The following is a 20,863-nucleotide window of genomic DNA, read 5'->3' as shown; positions in this document are numbered from 1 at the left end:
AGGGAGCGTAAATGAATGCGACTCGAGCCATGGATGGCGAAGAGCGTGAGAAAGACGCCGTGGAGCCAACTTTGCCAGGAAGGCAAAGTGCGTAACGGCGAATCCGAAATCTCCCGTCCACAAATCTTTCCTCATAATCATACTAAACATTCCCAGACTACAACCGCGACAGCGATCGTAGCGGAAATCCGGCAATGCACCACAGGTGGTGCTTTGCTGATTGAAGCGTAGAGCGCGGTCCGAAGGAGTCGCCCAACCCTTTCTGTGGAACCTCCACACCAACCAAGGTCTCATGAAGAACAAGAGAGAGCCCGATGAAACTCAAAAAAGAATTCGTTACACCTTATCTAGTTTTTATATTCCTGATCGTCGGGGCCACGGGTGTCTTGATGTTCTTTCACCTCTTGGATGATTATACAAAAGTTGTTCATGAATTTTTAGGCATAAGCTTTGTGGTGTTTGCGATCTTTCATATACGAATGAATTGGAGCAGTATCAAAAATTACGCGAAGAAGAAACAACTTCTTCTTCCGAGTATATCAATTCTTATCATTTCAATCGCATTTATCGTTGGTGGAAAGATGCATGGAAATTTGGAAGATCAGATTTTGGAAAAATTCATTAAATCTCCTGTATCTGATTCTTTCAAACTTTTGAATGGAGACTATCAGCAGGCTGCGGAGATCCTAAAAAAGAATAATATCATTATTGATGATCCTTCAAAATCATTGGAGGAGATTTGTGTTCAAAATAAAAAATCTCCGGAAGAAATTGTAGAATTGATTTTGAAGTGATACCATATATGAACTTTAACGAACTTACCAAAACTTATAAAAAATCCAAACACCTTGCTCTAAAAGCGATTACCGTAACTACTTTAACAGTAATAGTCTCCGGTTGCCTTTTGATCGACTGCAAAAAACCTTCAGCTCCGGAAGATCAAATAGTCGCAATCATCAATGCGAATATTTTCGACGGACAAGAACTTATCAAAGATCATACTCTGATTATCAAAGGGGATCGTATTCATTCTATTGGCGGAGATATTCCTGCCAGCGCCAGGATTGTGGATGCAAATGGCGGAATGTTAATGCCAGGTCTAATAGATTCACATGTTCATACTGATATAGACGGTTTACATGATGCTCTATTGTTCGGAGTGACTACGGAATTGGAAATGACCGGTCAATGGATGTTCTGGGAACGTTGGCAGATTGCAAATAGGACTGACCTTGCCGACATACGTTCTGCAGGTATGGGAATCACTCCTCCTGGAGGACATCCAACACAGTATATGCAGCTGAGTAGTAACTGGTTCTTAAAAACATTTTATCGTTATCCATTTGTTTCCACTCCGGAAGAAGCAATCAAGTTCGTAGACAAACAAGTGGAAGGTGGTTCCGACTTCATTAAGATCATTATAGAAGATGGAGACACTGTCGGCACACCTGGACTTCCAGTAATTGATGATGCAACTTTAATTGCGTCTGTAAAAGCAGCTCATCGTCGCGACAAAATGGCGATCGCTCATGTTACTTCCCTTAGCGGAGGACGCAGGGCAATCTCTGCAGGTGTAGATGGACTGGCACATATGTTCTTTGATAGGAAACCTGACAAAGAACTGATCTCTGCGATCCAATCTTCCGGGGCTTTTATCGTACCTACGTTGACTACACTCTCTACAGCTTTCGGCAATAGCCCTCGCACATTAGTTTCAGATAAACGTGTAAGTTCCAAGTTAAGTAAAGAATGGTTAGAAGCTCTCTCCAAAAATATGAATGTTTATCCTAAAGGAAGGCTCGAAGATTCTTTCGAAAGTGTAATGGCTCTTCATAAAGCTGGCGTAGATATATTAGCGGGAAGTGATGTATCTGAGCCAATTGCAGATCTTGGTGGCCTCGCTCATGGTGCAAGTCTTCATCATGAATTACAATTACTTGTGGCAGCAGGATTCAAACCTATAGAGGCATTACGCGCTGCCACTTCTATTCCTGCGAGAAGGTTCAGCTTAAACGATCGTGGTAGAATTTTTCCGGGGGCAAGAGCGGACTTGTTATTGATTGATGGGAATCCAATTCAGAATATTTCAGATACTTTGTCTATCCACAATGTTTGGCGTGCAGGTGTACAACAATAAGTTAGAGTAACGTTTTTAATTCTTACTCCAAACCACATAAGAAGGTTTCACGGAAACTACAAAGTATTTGTCTTTGATGCGGATCTCTGCATAAGCACGATTTAGAACTTTACGATATACTATAAATTCCAAATTCCAAGGACCAGGTTCGGAAGAAGGACCCAAAACTTTTGGAAGTGCGGGCTCCACATTCGATTCGGATTCTGATCCGTTTTTCCAGATCCATTTTACGGAAAGAGGAAGATAAGCAGGATCAGCGAATGCAAAACTCGCCTCTTCCTCTTCTTCTGCTACGATAGAAAGTAATGTTTCCAAACTTCCAGGAGAAACTTCTTTGCAGAACTGAGGTTGGATCGAAGGAGTCCCGAAGAATGGTCTACGTATCACCTTGCATAAATATTTTGCTCTATCCGGAACTACAAGATCCGCTTCTTTGTCTCGAGCATCCCAGAAAGGGAATTTATTTCTGCTCTCCGGAGGAATAAGTTTGTTCAGAATATCTGCCGATTCTGAATCTTCCTCAGAATCGTCGTCTTTATCGGAAGTTTTTGAACCAACTTGTTTTAAAAATAGATCGATTGCTTCTCTGCCACCACCCTCGAGTGCATAAGCAAATACAGGATCCGGATTTTCTCTCATTAGGATTTTGAGAGCAGGTAAATAGGTTTGGACCCAATCCCAATTACCTGACTGGCAAATCTTCTTCATTAATATTTCGGATTCATCACCCGCGTTGAACGAATCTCCGATCATCGTGCAGGCTTCTTTCTTTCTATCCATGATCAGCAGGTTTTTCGCAGTTTCCCATTTTCCTCTTTTGGAAGAAGAGTAAGTGCCGCTTGTCAGAAAATATCTGGTACTAGATTCGAATTTTCCATTATGTCTGAGGAACTTTGCATATAAGAATAATAGATCCGATTTGGATTCATTACTTAACTCTTTGAATCTTCCGGAAAGAAATACTCTTTTGTATGGAGTTCCTTTCCCGGATTGTATAGAAGATCCCACCCAAAGTGGAAGCGCTTCATCTTTTGTAAGAACATCTTTGGAAAATAAATAAAAGAATATATTATCCCATCCTTCAAAATCTCTTTGTTTCATTTTGAGAGAATAACAAAGACGGATCAAAGAATGATTTTCTTTTTTAGATAATACCCTATAAGGATCAGGAGGAGTCGGCTGGATCAGTTCTCCCGTTTCCGGATGCACAGTCGGCTCAGGTGGTACCCAAACCGGAGTTTCTTTAGAGCAAGAATTGATAACGGCGAGCAAAGAGAATGGTGTGACTCCCAATCCGTCTGAAAGTGTTTTTACTAGAGAAGACCATTCTCCTTTTTTATTTTTTAAACTCCCGGCTCTTGTTTGGTATTGGATGGCAGGAAGGTATTTATTAAATTTTTCGTATAAAAAATAAAGCCTGGAAGATGCAGTTTTTTTAAAGTCTCCAACGCCGGAAGATCGAACTACTTCTTCGTATAATGGGATCGCAAATACGGGAGAAAGTTTTTCTAACTCGTAAGCTTCTTCATAAGAAACTGCAAAGCTCAAACTAGGAAAAAAGGAAAATACCAGAAAGAAAAGAGCCGCGTTCTTTCTTTTAGAAAACATTCTTCAAAAGCTCCTGTTTTGCATCCGACTTATGGGTCAAAGGACAGGTCTCTGCAGGAAGATGAGAAGGATGGAATAATTCACTGGTCTTTTTAGGACAATCCGGCCCAGGAAGTTTTCCAGACTCAGGACAGATTTCCATAGTCACTGCTCTTTGGGAGTACTGATATTTTTTTCTTTCTTCCTTATCTCCGGATTCCGCAGAATCGAATAGTTTAGCGATTGATCCCCATAAAGGAGCCGCAATTGTTCCGCCTAACGCAGAACTTCCCATTCCAAAACCTGGAGAATCGTAACCCAACCAAACCGCCATTGAAATCCCAGGCCTTACTCCTACGAACCAAGCGTCTCTATGCTCGTTCGTAGTCCCTGTCTTGCCCGCTACTTCCCCCCTGTAACCTGTGTTTCGGACACCGGCATGATTTGCACTTCCATGAAGTAGATCGATCATGATCTCAGCAGTAGGAGGTGTGATCGCTTTTCTAGTTTGAGGCCATTTCAAATTGAATTCGTCTTGGTCCTTTCTTTGATAAACAACGTTACCCGCTCTATCTACTACTTTTTCGATCAAATGAGGTCTTACTATATTTCCGTCATTTGCAAATGCGGAATATGCAGAAGCCATTTCCAAAGGAGAAAGTTCCAAGGAACCGAGAGCCAAAGAAAGATCTCGCCTAAATCTGCTTTTCAACACTTTCTCTTCCGGAAAGAAAAACCTTTCGAATGCGGCAGAAATCTCACCTAATCCTAGTTTTTCGGCGATCTGGACTGCCGCAGTGTTTTTGGATTTTGCAAGTGCAACTCTAAGGGAAATATCCCCATCGTATTGGTTTCCTATATTTTCGGGCATCCAATTCGAGACCGAATTTTTATAGATCAAAGGTGCATCTAAGATATGTGTCGCAGGATTCGCGATCCCTGAATCTATCGCTTCCGAATACAGGATCGGCTTGATCGTAGATCCGGTTTGTCTATACATTCCGGTCGCTCTAGGAAATTGGTTATCCGATTTGAATTCTGTTCCCCCATGCAAAAGAAGAACATCACCCGTTTGAGGATCTACTGCGACCACTGCAGCCTGAAGCCCGCTATCTCCCCCAGTTACAAATCGATCCGTATCTATAAATAATTCCAATGCGGGAGAAAGATCTGCGACTAAATTTCGGAAAGGAGTTACATCCGCATTTTTTCCATTCTCAGTGAGACGGTTTCGTCTAACTTGTCCACCTTTTAGTAGATTTTCCACATGTGTTTTCACCACCTTCTGCAACTCTGCCTGAACAGGCTGAGAAATTGTGGTATAAACTGAAAATCCACCGCTTTCATAAATGTTTGTATCCGGATACATCGTTTGAAGAAATTTTCTGACATGTTCGGTTACGTAAGGAGAATCATCCTTACGATTTCCATACACTGTTTCTCCAGGAGAACGAGTATTGAATGTTTGGTAGATATCTTGGATCGTAGGCCTTAGATCTTCTTTTAATGCGCCGTCATTCTCTAAAGATCTGAGGATCGCTTCTACTCTTCCGGAAGATAGATCAGGATTTTTTAATGGAGAAAAACGATTTGGAGCAGAAGCCAGAGAAGCCAGAACAATCATCTCCGATACATTTAAGTCTTTCGGTTTTTTCCCAAAATAGAATTCGGAGGCACTTGCAAATCCGAACGCGCCATGACCTAAATACACGTTATTCATATAATGTAATAAGATCTTTTCTTTGTCTAAGGAAGATTCCAAAGCATAAGCAAGCTGAGCCTCTTTTAACTTTCTTCCTAAACTTTTTTCACGATCATTCAGAAGAATACGAGCCAACTGCTGAGTGATTGTGGAAGCACCCTGTTTGAATCGAAGGCTGATTATATTTACAAAAAAAGCACGTAACACCGAAGAATAATGAATTCCTCCGTGTGAAAAAAAGCTACGGTCTTCTACCAGAAGCACCATTCTTTTTAGATTTTCCGGATAAGCTTCCCATTCTAGGTTGCTTGTTTTTTTGCCGAAAATTTCGGAAACTTTTCTTCCGTCCCTATCATAAATGACAGTCGGCTGATGAATATAAAAAATACTTAATAGACCTGGGACTTCCGCTTCTCTCTGGATCACTCCCATCCAGAAAAAGATCAAAAATACTAATGCAAGAGGTAAAGGGATTAGGACGAGCCAGATATTCGGACGGAATTTAGGAAATTGGAACCTTCTACCCTTCTCCAATAATCTTTCGGATAAAGTTTTGATCGGACGATGGAAGGCAGTAGGAGTATCGGTTTCGGTTCTGACCTTTTGGAACCAAGGACGATCCTCAGAAGGATTTTTGGACCAGGAATCTTTCCAATTATCCCATTTAGATTGGATACCCTCCAGGAAACCAGCAAGTGGCGATTCTTTCGAAACTTCTTTCTGGATAGGACGAATCGCGGGTCTTTCTCTTTCCTGATATGTTGGAGTTCCAACAGATGGTGTCTGGATCTCCTCCCTTGGCGCCGGTTTTTCTTCCGTAATTTCAGGCGGAGAAGATAGGTATTTGACTAATGCCTTCTCGCCACAGCGATAACAAGTAAGTTTAAAGACAGTTCCCGTAGGAACTCCTTCCGGTAACCTGGAAACGGTTCCGCAAGAAAGGCATTCAAACTTGGTTTCTGTAAGAGTGCGGACCTTGGTTTCCAACATCTCTATTAATGTCGGAGAGATCCGCTAACCCTACAAGCAAGAAAGTGTCATGGCACCGGTTTTCTTTCGGTGATTACCAGGAAATCAGCCAATTTCCAATCTTCTTCTTGAAAACTTTTCCCTTCTTCTGAAGGAAAAATGCTGACCGTCAAAACATTCAGGCCCATCTGTTTCAGCCTATATGTCAGCCCCAAACTTCTATCAGAATGAAATCTTCCGTTCACATGTACGATCTTTCTTTTTAATAAAAAATATGCCTCCGCAATCGAATCGGCCATAGACGCATCCCAAACATATTGAGCATCTATAAACTTTTGTTTATCCGGAGAAAAACCTGTAGGAGAATGTTCTGCGATCATTGCGGACAGAAGTTCTTCGTATTCTTTTTGTCTGAATAAATTATAAGTATATCTAGGAGGAAGAAAAGGAGATCTGATCTTATACAAAGAATCCAATCCTTGGTGAGATACAAGGTTCACATATTTTCTGGGAGCGTTAGCCGCAAGCACAGGAAGATTTTTTTCTTTCGCGAAAGAAACCATTGGATGATAATCAGATTGGTAATTCGGCCAAAATTTTCCAGAATTCAAAAAACCTCTTTCAGTGATCTCTCCTTTGCAGTATTCATCCACTGATCTTTGCTGATCCCTCTCCAACATTTCCAAGGAAAGAAGTGTAGAATATGTGGAGGCCAAATTTTTAAAGGCCTCCAATTTCCAAGCGTGCCCCACCTTATCATTATGTTCTTCTCCAAAAATGATAACATCCGCATCTTTCGCCATTTCTATGATAGACGAAAAATCTACCTTAGATTTATTTTTTGAATCATAAACTTCAGGACTAAAAGTTTGGGAGAATAAGAAAGTAGGGAAAAGAAGAAGGAACCAAAAAACACGAACCAGCATGAAACTTAGTTTGGAAATCGAAAGAAAAAAGAAAAGAACTTAAATAGGTATTAGAAGGTTGTAAATCGATCGACAAGGATCCGAATCATCGGATCATTCTACCTGCTTTTAAAGAGGTGAAAATGAATACGGAAGCGATTATCATTAAAACAGCTCATGGAGAAATGCAAACATTCGTGGCTTATCCGGATTCTTCTCCTTCTCCTTGCATTTTAGTATTACAAGAGGCTTTTGGAGTAAACGATCATATCAAAGATGTTGCAGTCCGATTTGCGAAAGAAGGTTATCTCGCAGTCGCTCCCGAACTTTATTATAGAACTGCTCCTCCCGGATTTGCCGGAAGTTACGAAGATTTTATGGCGTTAAAACCTCATTTTAGCCAGCTAACTCCTGAAAATTTGCAATCAGATCTGAATGCAGTCTTGGATTGGATCAAATCCAATCCTAAAAGTATTCCGGATAGAATCGCGAGTATCGGTTATTGTTTAGGTGGATGGGTTTCGTTTTTTGCAAATTCAATTTTTACATTCAAGGCAGCCATTTCATATTACGGATCTAGGATTGTCCAAACTTCGGAGGAATATTCCCCCAAACAAAATGCACCCCTACTTTTAGTTTGGGCAGGCAAGGACAGAAGTGTAAAACAAACTCATATAGCTGCGATATCGGAACTACTAAAGAGCTCAGGAAAAAATTATGTGGAATTGGTCTTTTCGGAAGCAGAGCATGGATTCTTTTGTGATGCGAGAGCAGCTTATCATAAAACTTCTGCCGCTCAAGCCTGGGCGATCACATTAGCTTTTTTGAAAGAACATATTTAAGTATCTGCTCGTAAGAACTCCTACACTACATTTGCAATGCTGTTGGAGCTCCTACATCGCGTAGAATAAAATTATCCCGAAAGTGAGATCCCTTATTTTAAGACCTTCTCAATTTCATCCATGACCTCTTTGCTATCCGGTTCAGTTCCAGAACGAAATCTCGCTACGATCTTTCCTGCAGGAGAGATCAGGAATTTTTCAAAATTCCATTTTACATCGCCTGGATCCGGAGAGCTGGAAGTGAGATAGGTATAGAGGGGATGTTGATCTTCTCCCTTAACCGAGATCTTGGACATCATATCGAAGGTTGCACCTTTTTTTACTCTGCAAAATTGTTCTATCTCTGCGTCGCTGCCCGGTTCTTGGGATAAAAAATTATTCGCAGGAAAGCCAACGATCTCGAAACCCTTCCCTTTGTATTTTTTATATACCTTTTCCAAATTTTCATATTGGTAGGTATACCCACATTTGGAAGCAACGTTTACGATAAGTAAGGTCTTACCTTTGTATTTGGAAAGTGCCACATCCTTTCCTTTGATATCCTTCACAGTAAAATCATAAACCGCTTTAGGTGCGGCATAAAGAGAAGAGGAAACTATCAGTAAGGAAAGTAAAATCAAAACGGATTTGAGAGCCATAGTGGAATCATATCCGAATCCCGGAAACAGGTCCATCCGTTTCCGGGATATTCTTTCGGTCTTAAACCGGTTTTTTAAGAGAAGATCGTTTTACTGCAAAACAAACTCTTTGGAAGTTCCTGTGAATTTTTTGTAAGTCCAGAAAATTCCCCAGAACTGTTTCGCCAAACCATTGTATACAACTCTGTAAGTTCCTGCTTGTTGATTACGAATCAACCAAGTGATAGTTACTTCGGATGTAGCAGAAAGATCTCCGCCGGTTCTTGCCCAATCATAAGCCGTATATGGATTATTATCGTTAGCAACAGTAGTCCAAGAGCTTCCGTTCTTCTTTTGGATTTCTAAATACGTATAAGTATTCGGATCATAAAAAGAAGAAAGAGATCCATCCAGTTTTTTATCCTGAACCACCCTAGGATGTGAACCTTGGAATTTGACCGTCACGGTATCTTTGGTCCTATTGTAAGAAGAGCTAGGATCAGTTAGAACTTTTCCGAAATCTCCTCCATCATTAACTATACCGTTTTGAGATAGCCAAGTCTGAACAAACTGTTGGTTAGAAAGATCAGGAGGATTCGGTCCTGCAGTTGTGGAACGATTCGCCACTATATCCTTAGCGATCCGATCAAACTCTTGGATCAGTGCTGCATTCGCCCAAGGGCCATAAGCGGTAAATCCACCTTCGAAGTTCTGAGCGGAATATTCTTCACGAGTAGTCAGATACTGAGCATAAGCATTTGCCATTGCTCCTACAACTACGTTGGAGATCCCCGCTGCAGCAAGAGTTGTAGTTAACTTTGCTTTCAACCTTCTTCCCGCATTCGTCGTTACTTCGAAAGGAGAAGCCACAATCGCAGTGTTGCCTATCGTGATCACTTGTAATGGAAGAACCACAGGAACAAAAGGTACCTGAGGATTTGGAAACCAGAAACTATCAACTTCTCCCACAGGAAGAAGAGTGAATTTTTCCTTATCGCATGCCTCATATTTCGTGGAACCCAATGCTAATTGAGCAAGAGGCCATAGATACCCTAAGATCTGAGCGGCACCGCTTAAATTAGTTAAAGAATAATTTTTCTTAACCCAGGCTCCATTCTCGAACACGTAATTGTTTCGGATCTCGCCTTCTTTTGCGAACTCTACAGGAGCGCCTTCTTCATCTCCTGCCAAAAATCCACCACCGATCGTCGCAACACAGGTTGTATTTCCAGTGCCAATATCCCAAGGCATGGAGAAGGTCCCGATATAGGAAGGATCTACAGCAACTTTATTATTCCAAACTACATGAGAATGTCTATAACCGATATTCCCGGTAAGTGTAGTGGTGGCTGCATTATACAATTCTAATGCTCGACTTCCTTGTTTGGTTCCATGAACGATAGGATTTTCCAAAGCATCTAAGCTTGGATCAATATCATTTGGTCTTAAGAAAGGTTTCGTAATATCGGAAGGATCCGGAGTGTTCGGACTCACATCTCCCATAGGACCCTGAGGGAATGCGGCTACAAAGTTCCCACCAAATGTGCTTTCAGCTAAATAAGAAGCGTAACCCTTATTATCTCCATGAGCCCTACGATTTGTAATCCCAAGAGAAGTTCCGTGAACCGCAAACCAGTTCAATAATCCGATCGGAGAACCATCTGTCCCTTCAAAACGAAGCAAACTCATTGTCTCGTTTATGTTTGAAGAATAATTTGTTTTGTCCAAGTTCCATGCATACGCAGAGGAAGACCTATTATTTGCGAAATTGGAAAGATTCCCTGCAGCAAATTTGATCCTTGCCTCTCTTCTATTATTATAGGCCGCCTTGATAGACTCAGCGATACCGTTCACCACTATATTATAGTGAACTTTATCAAAACCGATTACTCCGTTGAACAAATTGAATAATGTGTACCAAGAGATGTTAGAAGGAGCAGAATGTGTATGGGTCGCAAACAAAAGGACATTATCATTATTAAACGCAGATCCATAGCCGTCAGCTTGCAATTTTTTAACGACGCCGATCTTTACGCTTTGGTACATATGGATCATATCGTTGGTAACAATTGCTACTCTCGCCCCACCTGGACGTTCAATCACGAACGCTCTTGAATAAAGCCTCATAGCCAAACCGGACATCTCATCACCAGGGCTATTATATCCGGTGCTTGATTGTACAAAAGGTCCAGTAATATCAGCCTTAGCTGCACCTACCAAAAACACATCCGCAGGGGTAGATGTAGGTAAAGCGAGACTATTTAGAATAGGATTAGAGCTGGATTCCTTCACTCCATTAGAAGAAACGGCCAGTTCTAATAATTTATCGTCGTCTGACTTCTGATCACAACCGGTTAGGATAAAGATCAGAGCCAATGCTAGGGTTAAAAATTTCGTTTGTTTGTTTTTCATTTCCCTTGCCTCCACAGTTCAACGAAGTGGGGTAACCGAAATTTAAGGAAGGTCAAACGATTTTTAAAAAAGATGTAAGTAGGCACTTACGTTCGAAAAAAACATTATAAGTTTTGAATTTATTTCGAACGTATCAGCATTACCCACCGGACAACTTTATAATTAAAATATAAGTGATCGGTACATCAATGTAAGTGAGGCTGCGAGATTGGCGGGTCTATAAGAAAAACAGCCCAAATAGAAATACAGTCTCGTATTTTAAGCTTGAGCTGATATCAAATCTAATTAGGAAAAATTTTATTTCTTAGCAATAAACCAATCGAAACTAAAACTCGCTACATTCGCTTGGGTCTCATCAAAAAGTTCTACTCCAACCGTAAGCCCTGCTCTTCCTTTTTTCTCAAGCTGGGCCATGAACGCGGACCATTCTTTTTCGTTGATCACTCCTTTGGAGACAACCCTACCTTGTGCAGGTTTTTTGTATTTTACTTCGGATTTGCGAACTACCGGAATGATTTCGAAAGGAAGAGAAGCCACTTTGGAAAGTAAATATTCTCCTCCGCTCCCTTCTGCGAGAGCGAATAACGCCGCAGCATGTCCTGAGCCTACGTGGTTTTTATAAATAGGCTTATCCTCCATAACTAAGAGAGCATCTTCTCCCTGTTTAGGTCTGGAAAGCTGGATATGTACATTGAAGGGTATGGACAAAACGTCGAATTTCTCTGTCATATACCTAGTTAGAAATTCAGTTCGTTTTATATCAAATCGAAAAGAATGTGGATGATCGATTTATTCTTAGATTCGTTTGTAAAACGAACTTTTGAATCATTCCATATCCAGCATTTTCATCTGGTACTGAAGTTTTCCTCTGGAAATTTTCAGAAGTCGAGCAGCTTCGGATTTATTTCCTTTACACTTCTGTAATGCTGTTTCAATTAATCTTCTGGAATACATAGAAACCAATGGCTCAAATCCGGCAGCGTAAGATCCGTTTGAAATCGGCATGTCTCCCATCTCTTCTCTTTGTGAACTTTTGAGTTCTAATAATTCAGAGGGAAGATCGGAAATCTTAATATGATCTCCTTTTAAATCCGCAAGAGTTCGGATAATACAGTTTTCCAATTCACGTATATTCCCCGACCAAGGAAATTCCAAGAACAGATCCATAACTTCTTCGCTTATATTGGGTTTATCCATTTCCATTTGTTTGGAATAATGTTCTATGAACCGATTCGTAAGAAATGGAATATCGGATCTTCTTTCTCTCAAAGGTGGGATCCCAATTTCGAATACATTAATCCTATAATATAAATCCTCTCTAAAAGTTCCCTTTGCTACCATCGATCTCAAGTTTCTGTGAGTAGCAAAAATTGCCCTACATTCCGCCTTAAGCTCTGAGCGTCCTCCCACCTGTTTGTATTTTCGTTCTTGCAATAATCTTAATATTTTAGGCTGGATCTCGATCGGCATCTCACCTACTTCATCGAAGAATAATGTTCCTCCGTTTGCCTCTGCAACCAAACCTGCGTAGTCAGATTTTGCATCCGTAAAAGCTCCTTTTACATATCCGAAGATCTGGCTTTCCCAAAGATTCGCAGGTACTGCAGCACAATTGATTGGTACAAATGGACTGTCCTTCCCCTTTCCTAATTCATGAAGCAGGCCCGCAATGATCTCCTTTCCGGTTCCTGTCTCTCCAGTGATCAATACAGGTTGTTCTCTTCCTGAAATTCTTTCTACACGATCCACGACTGCCTGCATACTTCTTGATGCGTATATTAAGGTTTTATTAGATAAAACCCTTTCTTGAGGAACAGCATAATAAATAGAATCCCTTTCTAAAATGGTTCTTTCCAAATTAGAAGTATACTGCTGTAGTTCCTGTCTCGCTTCTCGAATAGAACGGACCATCGCATTAAATGCCTGGGTCAATAGTCCTATCTCATCTTTATTGCGAACTTCGACTTCGACGGAAAGTTCACCTCCTTCTACCCTATCTAAACCTTTTAATAAGGCGAATAATGGGTTTAATATGGAGATTTTCATAAAAATCAGGAATCCGAAAATCAATACACAAAGACCTATAAAAAGTCGGATCGCCCAATCCAAAACATATCCGTGAACAAAACTTCTATAAGAAGAATATTCCAATCCCATCTCTGTATTATTTATAAAATTCTGATATACGATAAGGGGTTTTCCGGAAGAAGTCAGGATAAAAGAGCGAACTCCTAAAACCGCCGCACTCAGATCCGATCTAGAAGTATTTTCTCCAATTTTAGAAAGAAAAACCGAATCCTTAGGAGGAGAAGATAGTTTCGCATTTTGTAATACATTAGTTTGGATACTATCGTATTCGTTTTCTATCGCTTTACTCAGTCCACCGGACATTACCTGGGTCACGGATAATGCCATCGCAAGAACTATGGTCAAGATCCTAACAGTGAGAGAGGTCCTATGTCCTCCATAACTCACAAAAAATATGTGGAATACAAAAAATCCGGAAATGACGGAGATCGCTAATGCATTTACGAAAACCTCTGCACTTACTTGTCCCAATCTGAATAAGGTAAGATAGATTGTAGGTATCAGAAAATTTAAGAAGAAAGAACCTAAAATCCCCCCAAGAGCGATTTTTTTCTGATCCTTATTCTTTAGAATCTGAGTGATTGCAATAACAATGACACTCAAAGCTAAGAACAAAGAAAAGATCGCGACTACTCTTCCTGGAAATGTTGCGGTTAAGTCCCAGTATTGTCCGTTAAATCTAAACGTTTTGACTGCATCTTTTGTTTCCCATACGAACCAGAGAGAAATACATGCAGCGATTGCTAATTGGATCTTAAAAAGATAAGAAGAAACTTTAGGAAAAACGATGGAAGGAAATTTTAGAAAAAATCTTTGGTAGAAGACTGCAGCAAATAATGCGGCGGAAACCGTGATCCATCTATGTAATGCTCCCCTTTGATCCGTTTCTATGGAAGCATAGACACATGCAGAATATAAAATAACTAAGCATAGGAAAGAGAGCATTAACTCTCTGATCCCAGAGATCTTATTTTTTACACTAAGGCAATACACTACTCCTAAGATACATAGAAGAACTGCGATCAAAAAGGAAAGGGTCAGGAATTGAAGATACATGAAATAAAAGTGGAGTTTAAAAAGACCATTCCGAAACGGAAGGTCAAGCGACATTTCGATTTTATTGGATCGAGTCGAAACGCCGCTTAAGTGATAATTCTAACGTTTACCTTTTTTTATTAAAATATTCTTCTAATCTTTCTTTTACGTTTTCTCTGATATCCAAATAGAAGAGTCCATAATCCGAAATATGAAAATTTTTCTTATTCCCTCTTCTGGATTCGTAATTTGGATTAGAAGGTAGATCTACCCAAAGCATTTCCCCTTCGCACTTAGTTCTAATATAAGCCTTATCTAATTCAGAAAATTGGATTCCCACTCCACCCTTATGTTCTTCTTTAGGAGTTTCAGGACTATTTTGAGTCCAGTTAACCGGATTTACACAAACTCCTCCTACATATCTCTCCGGAGGAAGCGCAAAATCAGAAAGTTGTGAACCCCATTTTTTAGAATTCCAACTGATATAACATCCAAGGTCTTTGGAGTTAGCGCATACCTTCAGATTTTTAAATTCAGAAGAATGTATGGCCCAACCAGGGAGATATGCTGCGACAAAGTTCGGGACCTTCTTCTTATCTAAATATTCTTTTAATACATGGACAAGCATCATAGAACCTTGGCTATGACCTGCTATAAAAAATGGTCTTCCTTGGTTATAATGTTTTAGATAATGATCGAATGCGGAGAGTACATCTTTTTTTGCGATCTCGAACGCCTTCTCTCCATTTCCAGAATCATCTATAAAAGAATATAACGCTGCCTGCCTGTATCTAGGTGCATATACTTTCGCAGACTCATTAAAAACGGAGGCCTGCATTTTTAGAGGAGAAAGTCCGTAAACGATCAGACTACTTCCTATCTCAGCATTCCATCCTTCCGCCTTAATAAAAGTGGTAGGATGAACAAAGAATACATCTGCCTTAGCATTATTCTGCCCATCCTTGAAACCGGAAATTGTAGGGACCTCATCCGGATCATCTTTCAGTTCAGGAAGTGCTGCCCAAGATTCTTTTTTAGAATAATCGGGAGAAGCCGGAACACTCTCTTGTACAAAAGGACCGGAAGGTTTGATCAAATACAAAAAGATCGAAGTACAGTTTGAAAATAAAAATCCCCAAAACAACAAAGAAGAATATAAGAAAAGTCTCATATGTTAGAAATCCTCCTCTTTCCCTCTGATTTTATTTTGGGAAAGATAATAATGGACAGAAAGCAATATCCGTGCCGAGCGGAGAAAGTTCCAATCTTACGATCCTTAGCATATAACGGCGATTCTGTTGATTTTGCGGAATAGAAATCGATTGAAATCAATCAATTGTCCATTTTCGGCGATTGAAAATGATCATCTCAATTTTCTTAGAATAACGATTCAGCGAATACTTTCAAAATTCTGAATCTATTTTGTAGAACATACGCTATGCAAAACATTTTTTGCGTTAGGCACAGGTCTTGCTTTAGGAAACATACCGGCCGAACGAATTCGGCTCGGGGAGGAAAAAAATGCTGAAGAGAATCACGATGTTAATGCCTATACTGATCGGTGCCTTGTTATTTGCAGGTGCTGAGGAAGTGGATGCTGCTCGTTGTAAAACAACCGGTCTCTTGATAAAGACAACTAGTTGCTCTTACTCTACAAAAAAAATCGAAGCTAGACCTGGGATATTCAGGGATGTAAGATACCAAGTACCTGAAGGAACTGCTCCTGCAGGAGGATGGCCTGTGGTAGTGATGTACCAAGGATCTTTCTTTACGGTACAATTTTCCCGTACACAAGGGGCTCCGTTCGGTGGATTTTACGAAGTAAAAGTCATTGAGAAGATGTTGGATAATGGATTCGCAGTGATCGCTCCGGACGCGGGGTTGGATCTTTTCTGGGAAACAAACTTGCCTACAATCTATGAACTCACTGCAGATTATATTTTCTTAAATAATCTGTTTGCTGCAATCCGTAATGGAAGTTTTGGACCGATCAATTCGAATAAAAAATTCGCAACCGGTATTTCCAGCGGAGGCTATAATACAAGCCGTATGGCAGTATCTTTCCCTGGAGAATTCAAAGCATTGGCAATTCAATCCGGTTCTTATGCTACTTGCAGCGGACCGATCTGTATTGTTCCGACTCTGCCTTCCAATCATCCGCCAACATTCTTTATGCACGGATTCTTGGACGCTGTAGTTCCTTGGTGGACCATGGATTTGTATTATGACAAACTCAGATCCCAAGGAATTCCTACGGATAGATATACTGACTACCTAGCTGGGCATGAATGGGTATCCGCATCTGCAGGAAAAATATATTCTTGGTTTAACCAATACCGTTAAGTAAATTCCAATTCGAATCCGGTGTTCCCCGCCGGATTCTTTTTTTAGGAAGAAGCCTATGAGATCTACATCCAAATTCCGAGTTTTAATCTTCTTATTTCTTTTCGCTGCAATAGTATTTTGTTTTTATTTTATATTCTCCGAATCTGATCCAGACAGCTCCTTTAATTCAAAGGTTAGAGAGCCTTCGGAAGAACAGTTCAGCTTTGCGGAAACTCTCGATGATTCATTTTTGGCGGAGGAAATTCCTGAAAATAGTTCGGATAAAGATTTTTCGGATGATTTTGTATTAACCGAACTAGTAGGTTTCCCTTTTTTATCCAAGACCAGGGAGATTTTCGAAAACTTAGGAAGAAATATTTTTCGCCCCGATCCAAACCACGCAGAAATGGTGAAATCTTTTCATGAAAAACTAGAATATTTAGAGAACAAACGATCTTTTACCGGTTTAAACACTTTCGAAGAAGAAGAATATATTCTTTTGCAGTTAAGAAAAAAAAAGGATCTCCGTGAGATCCTATACAAAACATTCGAAAAGCTTAAAGAAGAACTTTCTGAGACCCGGAAAAAAGAATTCCGAACGGAATTGGAATCTTTGGATCGATCGATCTCCGAACTTTCTAAAAAGAACGGAAACCTTTAGCCTTATTTACGCATTAGGTCGATCTTTAAGATCGACCTTTTTTATTTTCTATTTTCCTATCCGATATATCCTTTTAAAACGTAGTAGTGAATACGGGTCCGATTGCCCAAGATCTATTAAAGCTAAATAAGATCTCTGGCTCCGAGTATGCGTAATTCGCCATGATCCCCATATTTGGATGCAGGAATACCAACAGGGTAGCAGAAACGTTCCAAGCAGCTTGAGTAAAGTTCCTTCTCGCATTGATCGTAAGGCTTATGAACTTTTTGTAATCCATAAAGAAAACAACACCTGCACTTCTTGCTTGTCTAGAAACCTGAGTCATTGAATCTACAGTGCTTACCGAGCCCACTCCTTGGTAATACCATGCATCCAACATACCGTTCGGGTCCGCAGGATATCCATTCACATTGTTTTGTACGGTCCCCGCAGTGGTTCTTACATTAATATGATATTCGTTACCAGCATATTGGAAATACGGAGTAATGTACCAGCTTTGGATAGGCAACTTGATACGAAGTCCTGCCTTCCCGACATCGGAACTATATCCATCGTCTGCATCTATGGTAGGGAATGATTCGTAAAGTCCGTTACCAACAGTGGTACCAACAACGTTACGCGCCTTATAATAGGCTCCGAAGGCTGCATATCCTATCCCTACCATTGGTTGGACATAACGACTTATGTTCATATAATAATCCAAGTTGGTAGAATAAACATTACCGCCTGCATTTCCTTCTGCGGTATTCACTCCAATCGGAGGTTTTCTCAGAGGAACAAAATTCACATCCACTCTGGCATATGTTGCTTGGAAAACCAATGAGTCGCTTAGGATCATAAACTGGAGTCCTTTCTGAGGACCGATCCCTTCTGCTCCTAAATCCATGGCCCCGTTTTGTGTAAGCCCACTCGCCCTACCTAAAGAAGGAATTTCTCTTTGACCTGAACTTGGATTTACATAGTTGAACGGAAGTTTCGTTTGTAATTGTAAATCGAATTGGCCGGCAAAGGCTCCGAGTAAAACTCTCCATTTATCTTTAGGCGGTTCCGCAGTTTCCTTTTCTTCTGCAGAGATCGGTAAGATCATAAGTGGAAGAATTAGTAATAGAACAAATGCCCTCACTAATGTCCCTTTCCATCCGTATCGCATTAACATTCTCCTCGTTTTTTTATACGAGTCTCCGAAATTCGTTTTGGAATTTTCAGGAGACTTAACCTCCTTAAGCAGTTTTCGTGCCAGAAAGAAATTTATAAAACTTTCTCAAGAAACGCACATAAAACAAAGAAATACTGCGTTCCAATAGAGTGCTGATTAAAATCGATCGACTGTTCTTTGCCATACTGATTGAAAACAATCACTGCTTTAGATTTCAAAACGATTGAAATAAATTAAACGGCGAATGGATATAAGATACGAGAAGTCATTTAAGATAAAAATCTAAACCGACATTGGCACAGTTCCTGCTAAAAGTCAGTGGGGGCTTTATGAGCTTACAGCTAACTTTTTTTTCTTTTGGATCTCTGATCGGTTGTATATTCACTGCGGTACTTGGAAGTTTTTTAGCCGCAATCCGAAATAGATCCAAATCCAGCTCTTATCTGGCCGGGGCATTTTTTCTATTATCGATCCACGCGTTCTCATTCGTGATCGCGTACAGTATAGATTCTCCTATAGCTGCTTATCATAGATGGTTGATCTTGGCTGTTATCCCGGCGCTCTCTTGTATGGGACAGTTCTTCTTCTTTTATCCAAGTCCTGCAAAGGAAAAATTCGCTTTCCGTTTCTTAATTACCCAATTATTCGTTTGGATTAGCTTCTCCGTATATTATATTTTTAGCACATTCAATCAAGAACCCATATTTGATTTTTCAGAACAGATCTGGACTTTCTACTTACCGTTAGAGAATAAGATCCTCGGTGTTTTGGTTTTAGTTTATTCTTTCCTAATGATTTTTACGGGGATTTGGAGAAGTTGGATTGCTTCCAAAGAATCCAACCGCTTTACAGGATTATTTGTTCTATTCTTCTCTCTTCTTATCTTTCCTCCTGTGATCGCAAACAGTATGAGCCGCGCAGGACTGATCTCCAGAACCGATTTTTTGACGGTTTATACATTCTTTATGATCCCGGGAAGTTTTGTCATCCTGGTGCTTTATATCAATACCACTTCGGACCAAACACGTTTTCTAAACAGGATTACCGGGATTTGTTTGGGAACATTCTTACTCATCCTGTATTGGATAGGACTCGCTTCCGTCTCCAGGCAAGAAGATACGTTCGATCTAAGTAAACTGAGAGAAGCTGAGAATTCGATTTTTATTAGGAAGAACGTTCCGGATCCGGACCCGTCATTGCGTGTTGGAATTCCAACAAACCCGGACTCCCCTAAAAGATTCCCAAGACAATCTTCAGGATATTACGACTCTGTTTTTCCTTCAAAAGCTGAACGTTATTTTGTAGAAGGTAATAAAGAAGAATCCCGATCCGTATTATACAAATTCGATTTAGAAAATCGAAAATACGAGGCAATATTCCCATACGAAGAGTATAGAAACTTTCTTCATAGAGCAATCGGACCTTATTTTGCTGTTTTATTCATTACTGTATTTGTAATACTTTTCGGATTCAGAATTTTTTTCAGAGGAGCGATTTGGAATCCTCTTAAAAATTTATTAATAGGAATCGGAAAAGTAAACCAAGGAGATCTAAACACAAAAATCCAAGTTCGAATCCAAGACGAGATAGGTTTTCTGACCGACTCATTTAACGGAATGGTTAGCTCCATTCGAGAAGCGAGAACTGCCCTCTCCGTATACGCAGATACATTAGAAGATCAGGTTAAAGACAGAACTTCCAGACTTACAAAATTATTGGAGCAACAGCAAGGAGATTATTTTTTAACCTCCCTTCTTCTCAAACCTTTCGGAATAGAAACAGCTCGAAACGGAAAAGTTTTCGTAGAATCATTTACACGCCAGAAAAAACAATTCTCGTTCAAAGAACAAAATCACGAAATCGGCGGAGATCTTTGTATGTCTACCAGCCTCAAGATAGGAGGAGCAAATTGTACAGTGTTTATGAACGCTGATGCAATGGGAAAATCCATCCAGGGCGCGGGAGGTGCAATCGTTTTAGGCTCCGTATTCGGAGCTATCTTAAACAGGACCAGACTATTCGAAGATAGAACATTAGAGTTCAGTCCCCAACGCTGGCTGAGATCCTCTTTTTTAGAACTTTCTAAAGTGTTCGAAATTTTCGAAGGAAGTATGTTAGTCACTGCAGTCTTAGGAGTGATAGAAGAATCTACAGGTAAAACATATTTAGTAAACGCAGAACATCCTTCTCCTATTCTATATAGAAACGGAAAAGCTAGCCTTATCCCAACCAAACATTTTTTCAATAGGATTGGATTACCCTTCGATCCAAGTTCAACATTTACTGTTCAATCGTTTCAGCTTAAACCCGGAGATTGTTTATTTTTAGGTTCTGATGGAAAAGACGATCTGATAGTCGGACTCCGAGAAGATGGAAGCAAAGAGATCAACGAAAACCAAGAGGCATTTTTATCCAGGATAGAAGAAG

16 protein-coding genes are annotated in these 20,863 nt (G+C 40.2%); 7 read left to right on the top strand and 9 right to left on the bottom strand.

Going from position 1 to position 20,863, the window contains the following annotated elements:
* Positions 1-87: 87 nt before the first annotated feature.
* From CH377_RS19720 to CH377_RS16035, 3 genes are all read left to right on the top strand, one after another.
* Positions 88-231 carry a hypothetical protein gene (locus CH377_RS19720; RefSeq protein WP_165780484.1) on the top strand — a complete coding sequence of 48 codons (144 nt, stop codon included), beginning with the start codon at positions 88-90 and terminating at the stop codon, positions 229-231.
* Positions 232-314: 83 nt separating this feature from the next.
* Entirely contained in the window at positions 315-794 is a 480-nt protein-coding gene (locus CH377_RS16040; protein ID WP_100724769.1) for a DUF4405 domain-containing protein, read from the top strand.
* An 8-nt stretch (positions 795-802) separates the two neighbouring features.
* The gene (locus CH377_RS16035; protein WP_100724768.1) at positions 803-2,137 is read left to right on the top strand and encodes an amidohydrolase family protein; all 1,335 of its coding nucleotides are present in this window, start codon (positions 803-805) and stop codon (positions 2,135-2,137) included.
* Positions 2,138-2,152: 15 nt separating this feature from the next.
* Here the strand turns inward: CH377_RS16035 and CH377_RS16030 are convergent, their stop codons facing one another.
* From CH377_RS16030 to CH377_RS16020, 3 genes are read right to left on the bottom strand one after another with little or no spacing between them, the layout of a single operon-like run.
* Complete coding sequence (locus CH377_RS16030) at positions 2,153-3,745, bottom strand: hypothetical protein (protein ID WP_100724767.1); 1,593 nt, start codon at positions 3,743-3,745, stop codon at positions 2,153-2,155.
* Positions 3,735-6,416 (bottom strand): transglycosylase domain-containing protein, encoded by a 2,682-nt coding sequence (locus CH377_RS16025; protein ID WP_100724766.1) that lies wholly within the window; start codon positions 6,414-6,416, stop codon positions 3,735-3,737. Before CH377_RS16025 ends, CH377_RS16030 begins: the two co-directional genes overlap by 11 nt.
* Before the next feature lie 47 nt (positions 6,417-6,463).
* The gene (locus CH377_RS16020; RefSeq protein ID WP_100724765.1) at positions 6,464-7,321 is read right to left on the bottom strand and encodes a ChaN family lipoprotein; all 858 of its coding nucleotides are present in this window, start codon (positions 7,319-7,321) and stop codon (positions 6,464-6,466) included.
* Positions 7,322-7,443: 122 nt separating this feature from the next.
* Here CH377_RS16020 and CH377_RS16015 point away from each other — a divergent pair, with 122 nt between their 5' ends.
* On the top strand, positions 7,444-8,142 hold the full coding sequence (locus CH377_RS16015) for a dienelactone hydrolase family protein (protein ID WP_100724764.1): 699 nt from the start codon (positions 7,444-7,446) through the stop codon (positions 8,140-8,142).
* A gap of 92 nt (positions 8,143-8,234) precedes the next feature.
* Here CH377_RS16015 and CH377_RS16010 read toward each other — a convergent pair whose 3' ends face one another.
* The 5 genes from CH377_RS16010 to CH377_RS15990 all read right to left on the bottom strand — a co-directional run bounded on the left by CH377_RS16010 (position 8,235) and on the right by CH377_RS15990 (position 15,465).
* On the bottom strand, positions 8,235-8,780 hold the full coding sequence (locus CH377_RS16010; RefSeq protein ID WP_100724839.1) for a glutathione peroxidase: 546 nt from the start codon (positions 8,778-8,780) through the stop codon (positions 8,235-8,237).
* A 90-nt stretch (positions 8,781-8,870) separates the two neighbouring features.
* A complete protein-coding gene (locus CH377_RS16005) occupies positions 8,871-11,171 on the bottom strand; it encodes a neutral/alkaline non-lysosomal ceramidase N-terminal domain-containing protein (RefSeq protein WP_100724763.1) in 2,301 nt (766 codons plus the stop codon).
* 297 nt (positions 11,172-11,468) lie between these two features.
* A complete protein-coding gene (locus CH377_RS16000) occupies positions 11,469-11,900 on the bottom strand; it encodes a YiiD C-terminal domain-containing protein (protein ID WP_207797627.1) in 432 nt (143 codons plus the stop codon).
* Positions 11,901-11,996: 96 nt separating this feature from the next.
* Positions 11,997-14,315, bottom strand: a complete 2,319-nt coding sequence (locus CH377_RS15995; RefSeq protein ID WP_100724762.1) for a sigma 54-interacting transcriptional regulator — start codon at positions 14,313-14,315, stop codon at positions 11,997-11,999.
* A gap of 106 nt (positions 14,316-14,421) precedes the next feature.
* A complete protein-coding gene (locus CH377_RS15990) occupies positions 14,422-15,465 on the bottom strand; it encodes a DUF3089 domain-containing protein (RefSeq protein WP_100724761.1) in 1,044 nt (347 codons plus the stop codon).
* Positions 15,466-15,815: 350 nt separating this feature from the next.
* Between CH377_RS15990 and CH377_RS15985 the strand changes: the two genes are divergently transcribed.
* A complete protein-coding gene (locus CH377_RS15985) occupies positions 15,816-16,637 on the top strand; it encodes an extracellular medium-chain-length polyhydroxyalkanoate depolymerase (RefSeq protein WP_100724760.1) in 822 nt (273 codons plus the stop codon).
* A 58-nt stretch (positions 16,638-16,695) separates the two neighbouring features.
* Positions 16,696-17,280: a hypothetical protein gene (locus CH377_RS15980; RefSeq protein WP_100724759.1), complete on the top strand. Its 585-nt coding sequence runs from the start codon at positions 16,696-16,698 to the stop codon at positions 17,278-17,280.
* Between the two features lie 73 nt (positions 17,281-17,353).
* Here the strand turns inward: CH377_RS15980 and CH377_RS15975 are convergent, their stop codons facing one another.
* Positions 17,354-18,430: a hypothetical protein gene (locus tag CH377_RS15975; RefSeq protein ID WP_100724758.1), complete on the bottom strand. Its 1,077-nt coding sequence runs from the start codon at positions 18,428-18,430 to the stop codon at positions 17,354-17,356.
* A 335-nt stretch (positions 18,431-18,765) separates the two neighbouring features.
* Here CH377_RS15975 and CH377_RS15970 point away from each other — a divergent pair.
* The coding region (locus CH377_RS15970) for a PP2C family protein-serine/threonine phosphatase (RefSeq protein ID WP_100724757.1) at positions 18,766-20,863 on the top strand (2,098 nt) is incomplete at its 3' end.

Origin of the sequence: Leptospira haakeii (genome assembly GCF_002812045.1) — a bacterium.
Taxonomy (GTDB): Bacteria; Spirochaetota; Leptospiria; order Leptospirales; family Leptospiraceae; genus Leptospira_B; species Leptospira_B haakeii.
Note: the sequence above shows the minus strand (reverse complement) of the source record. Positions and strands in the feature narration are given on the sequence as shown.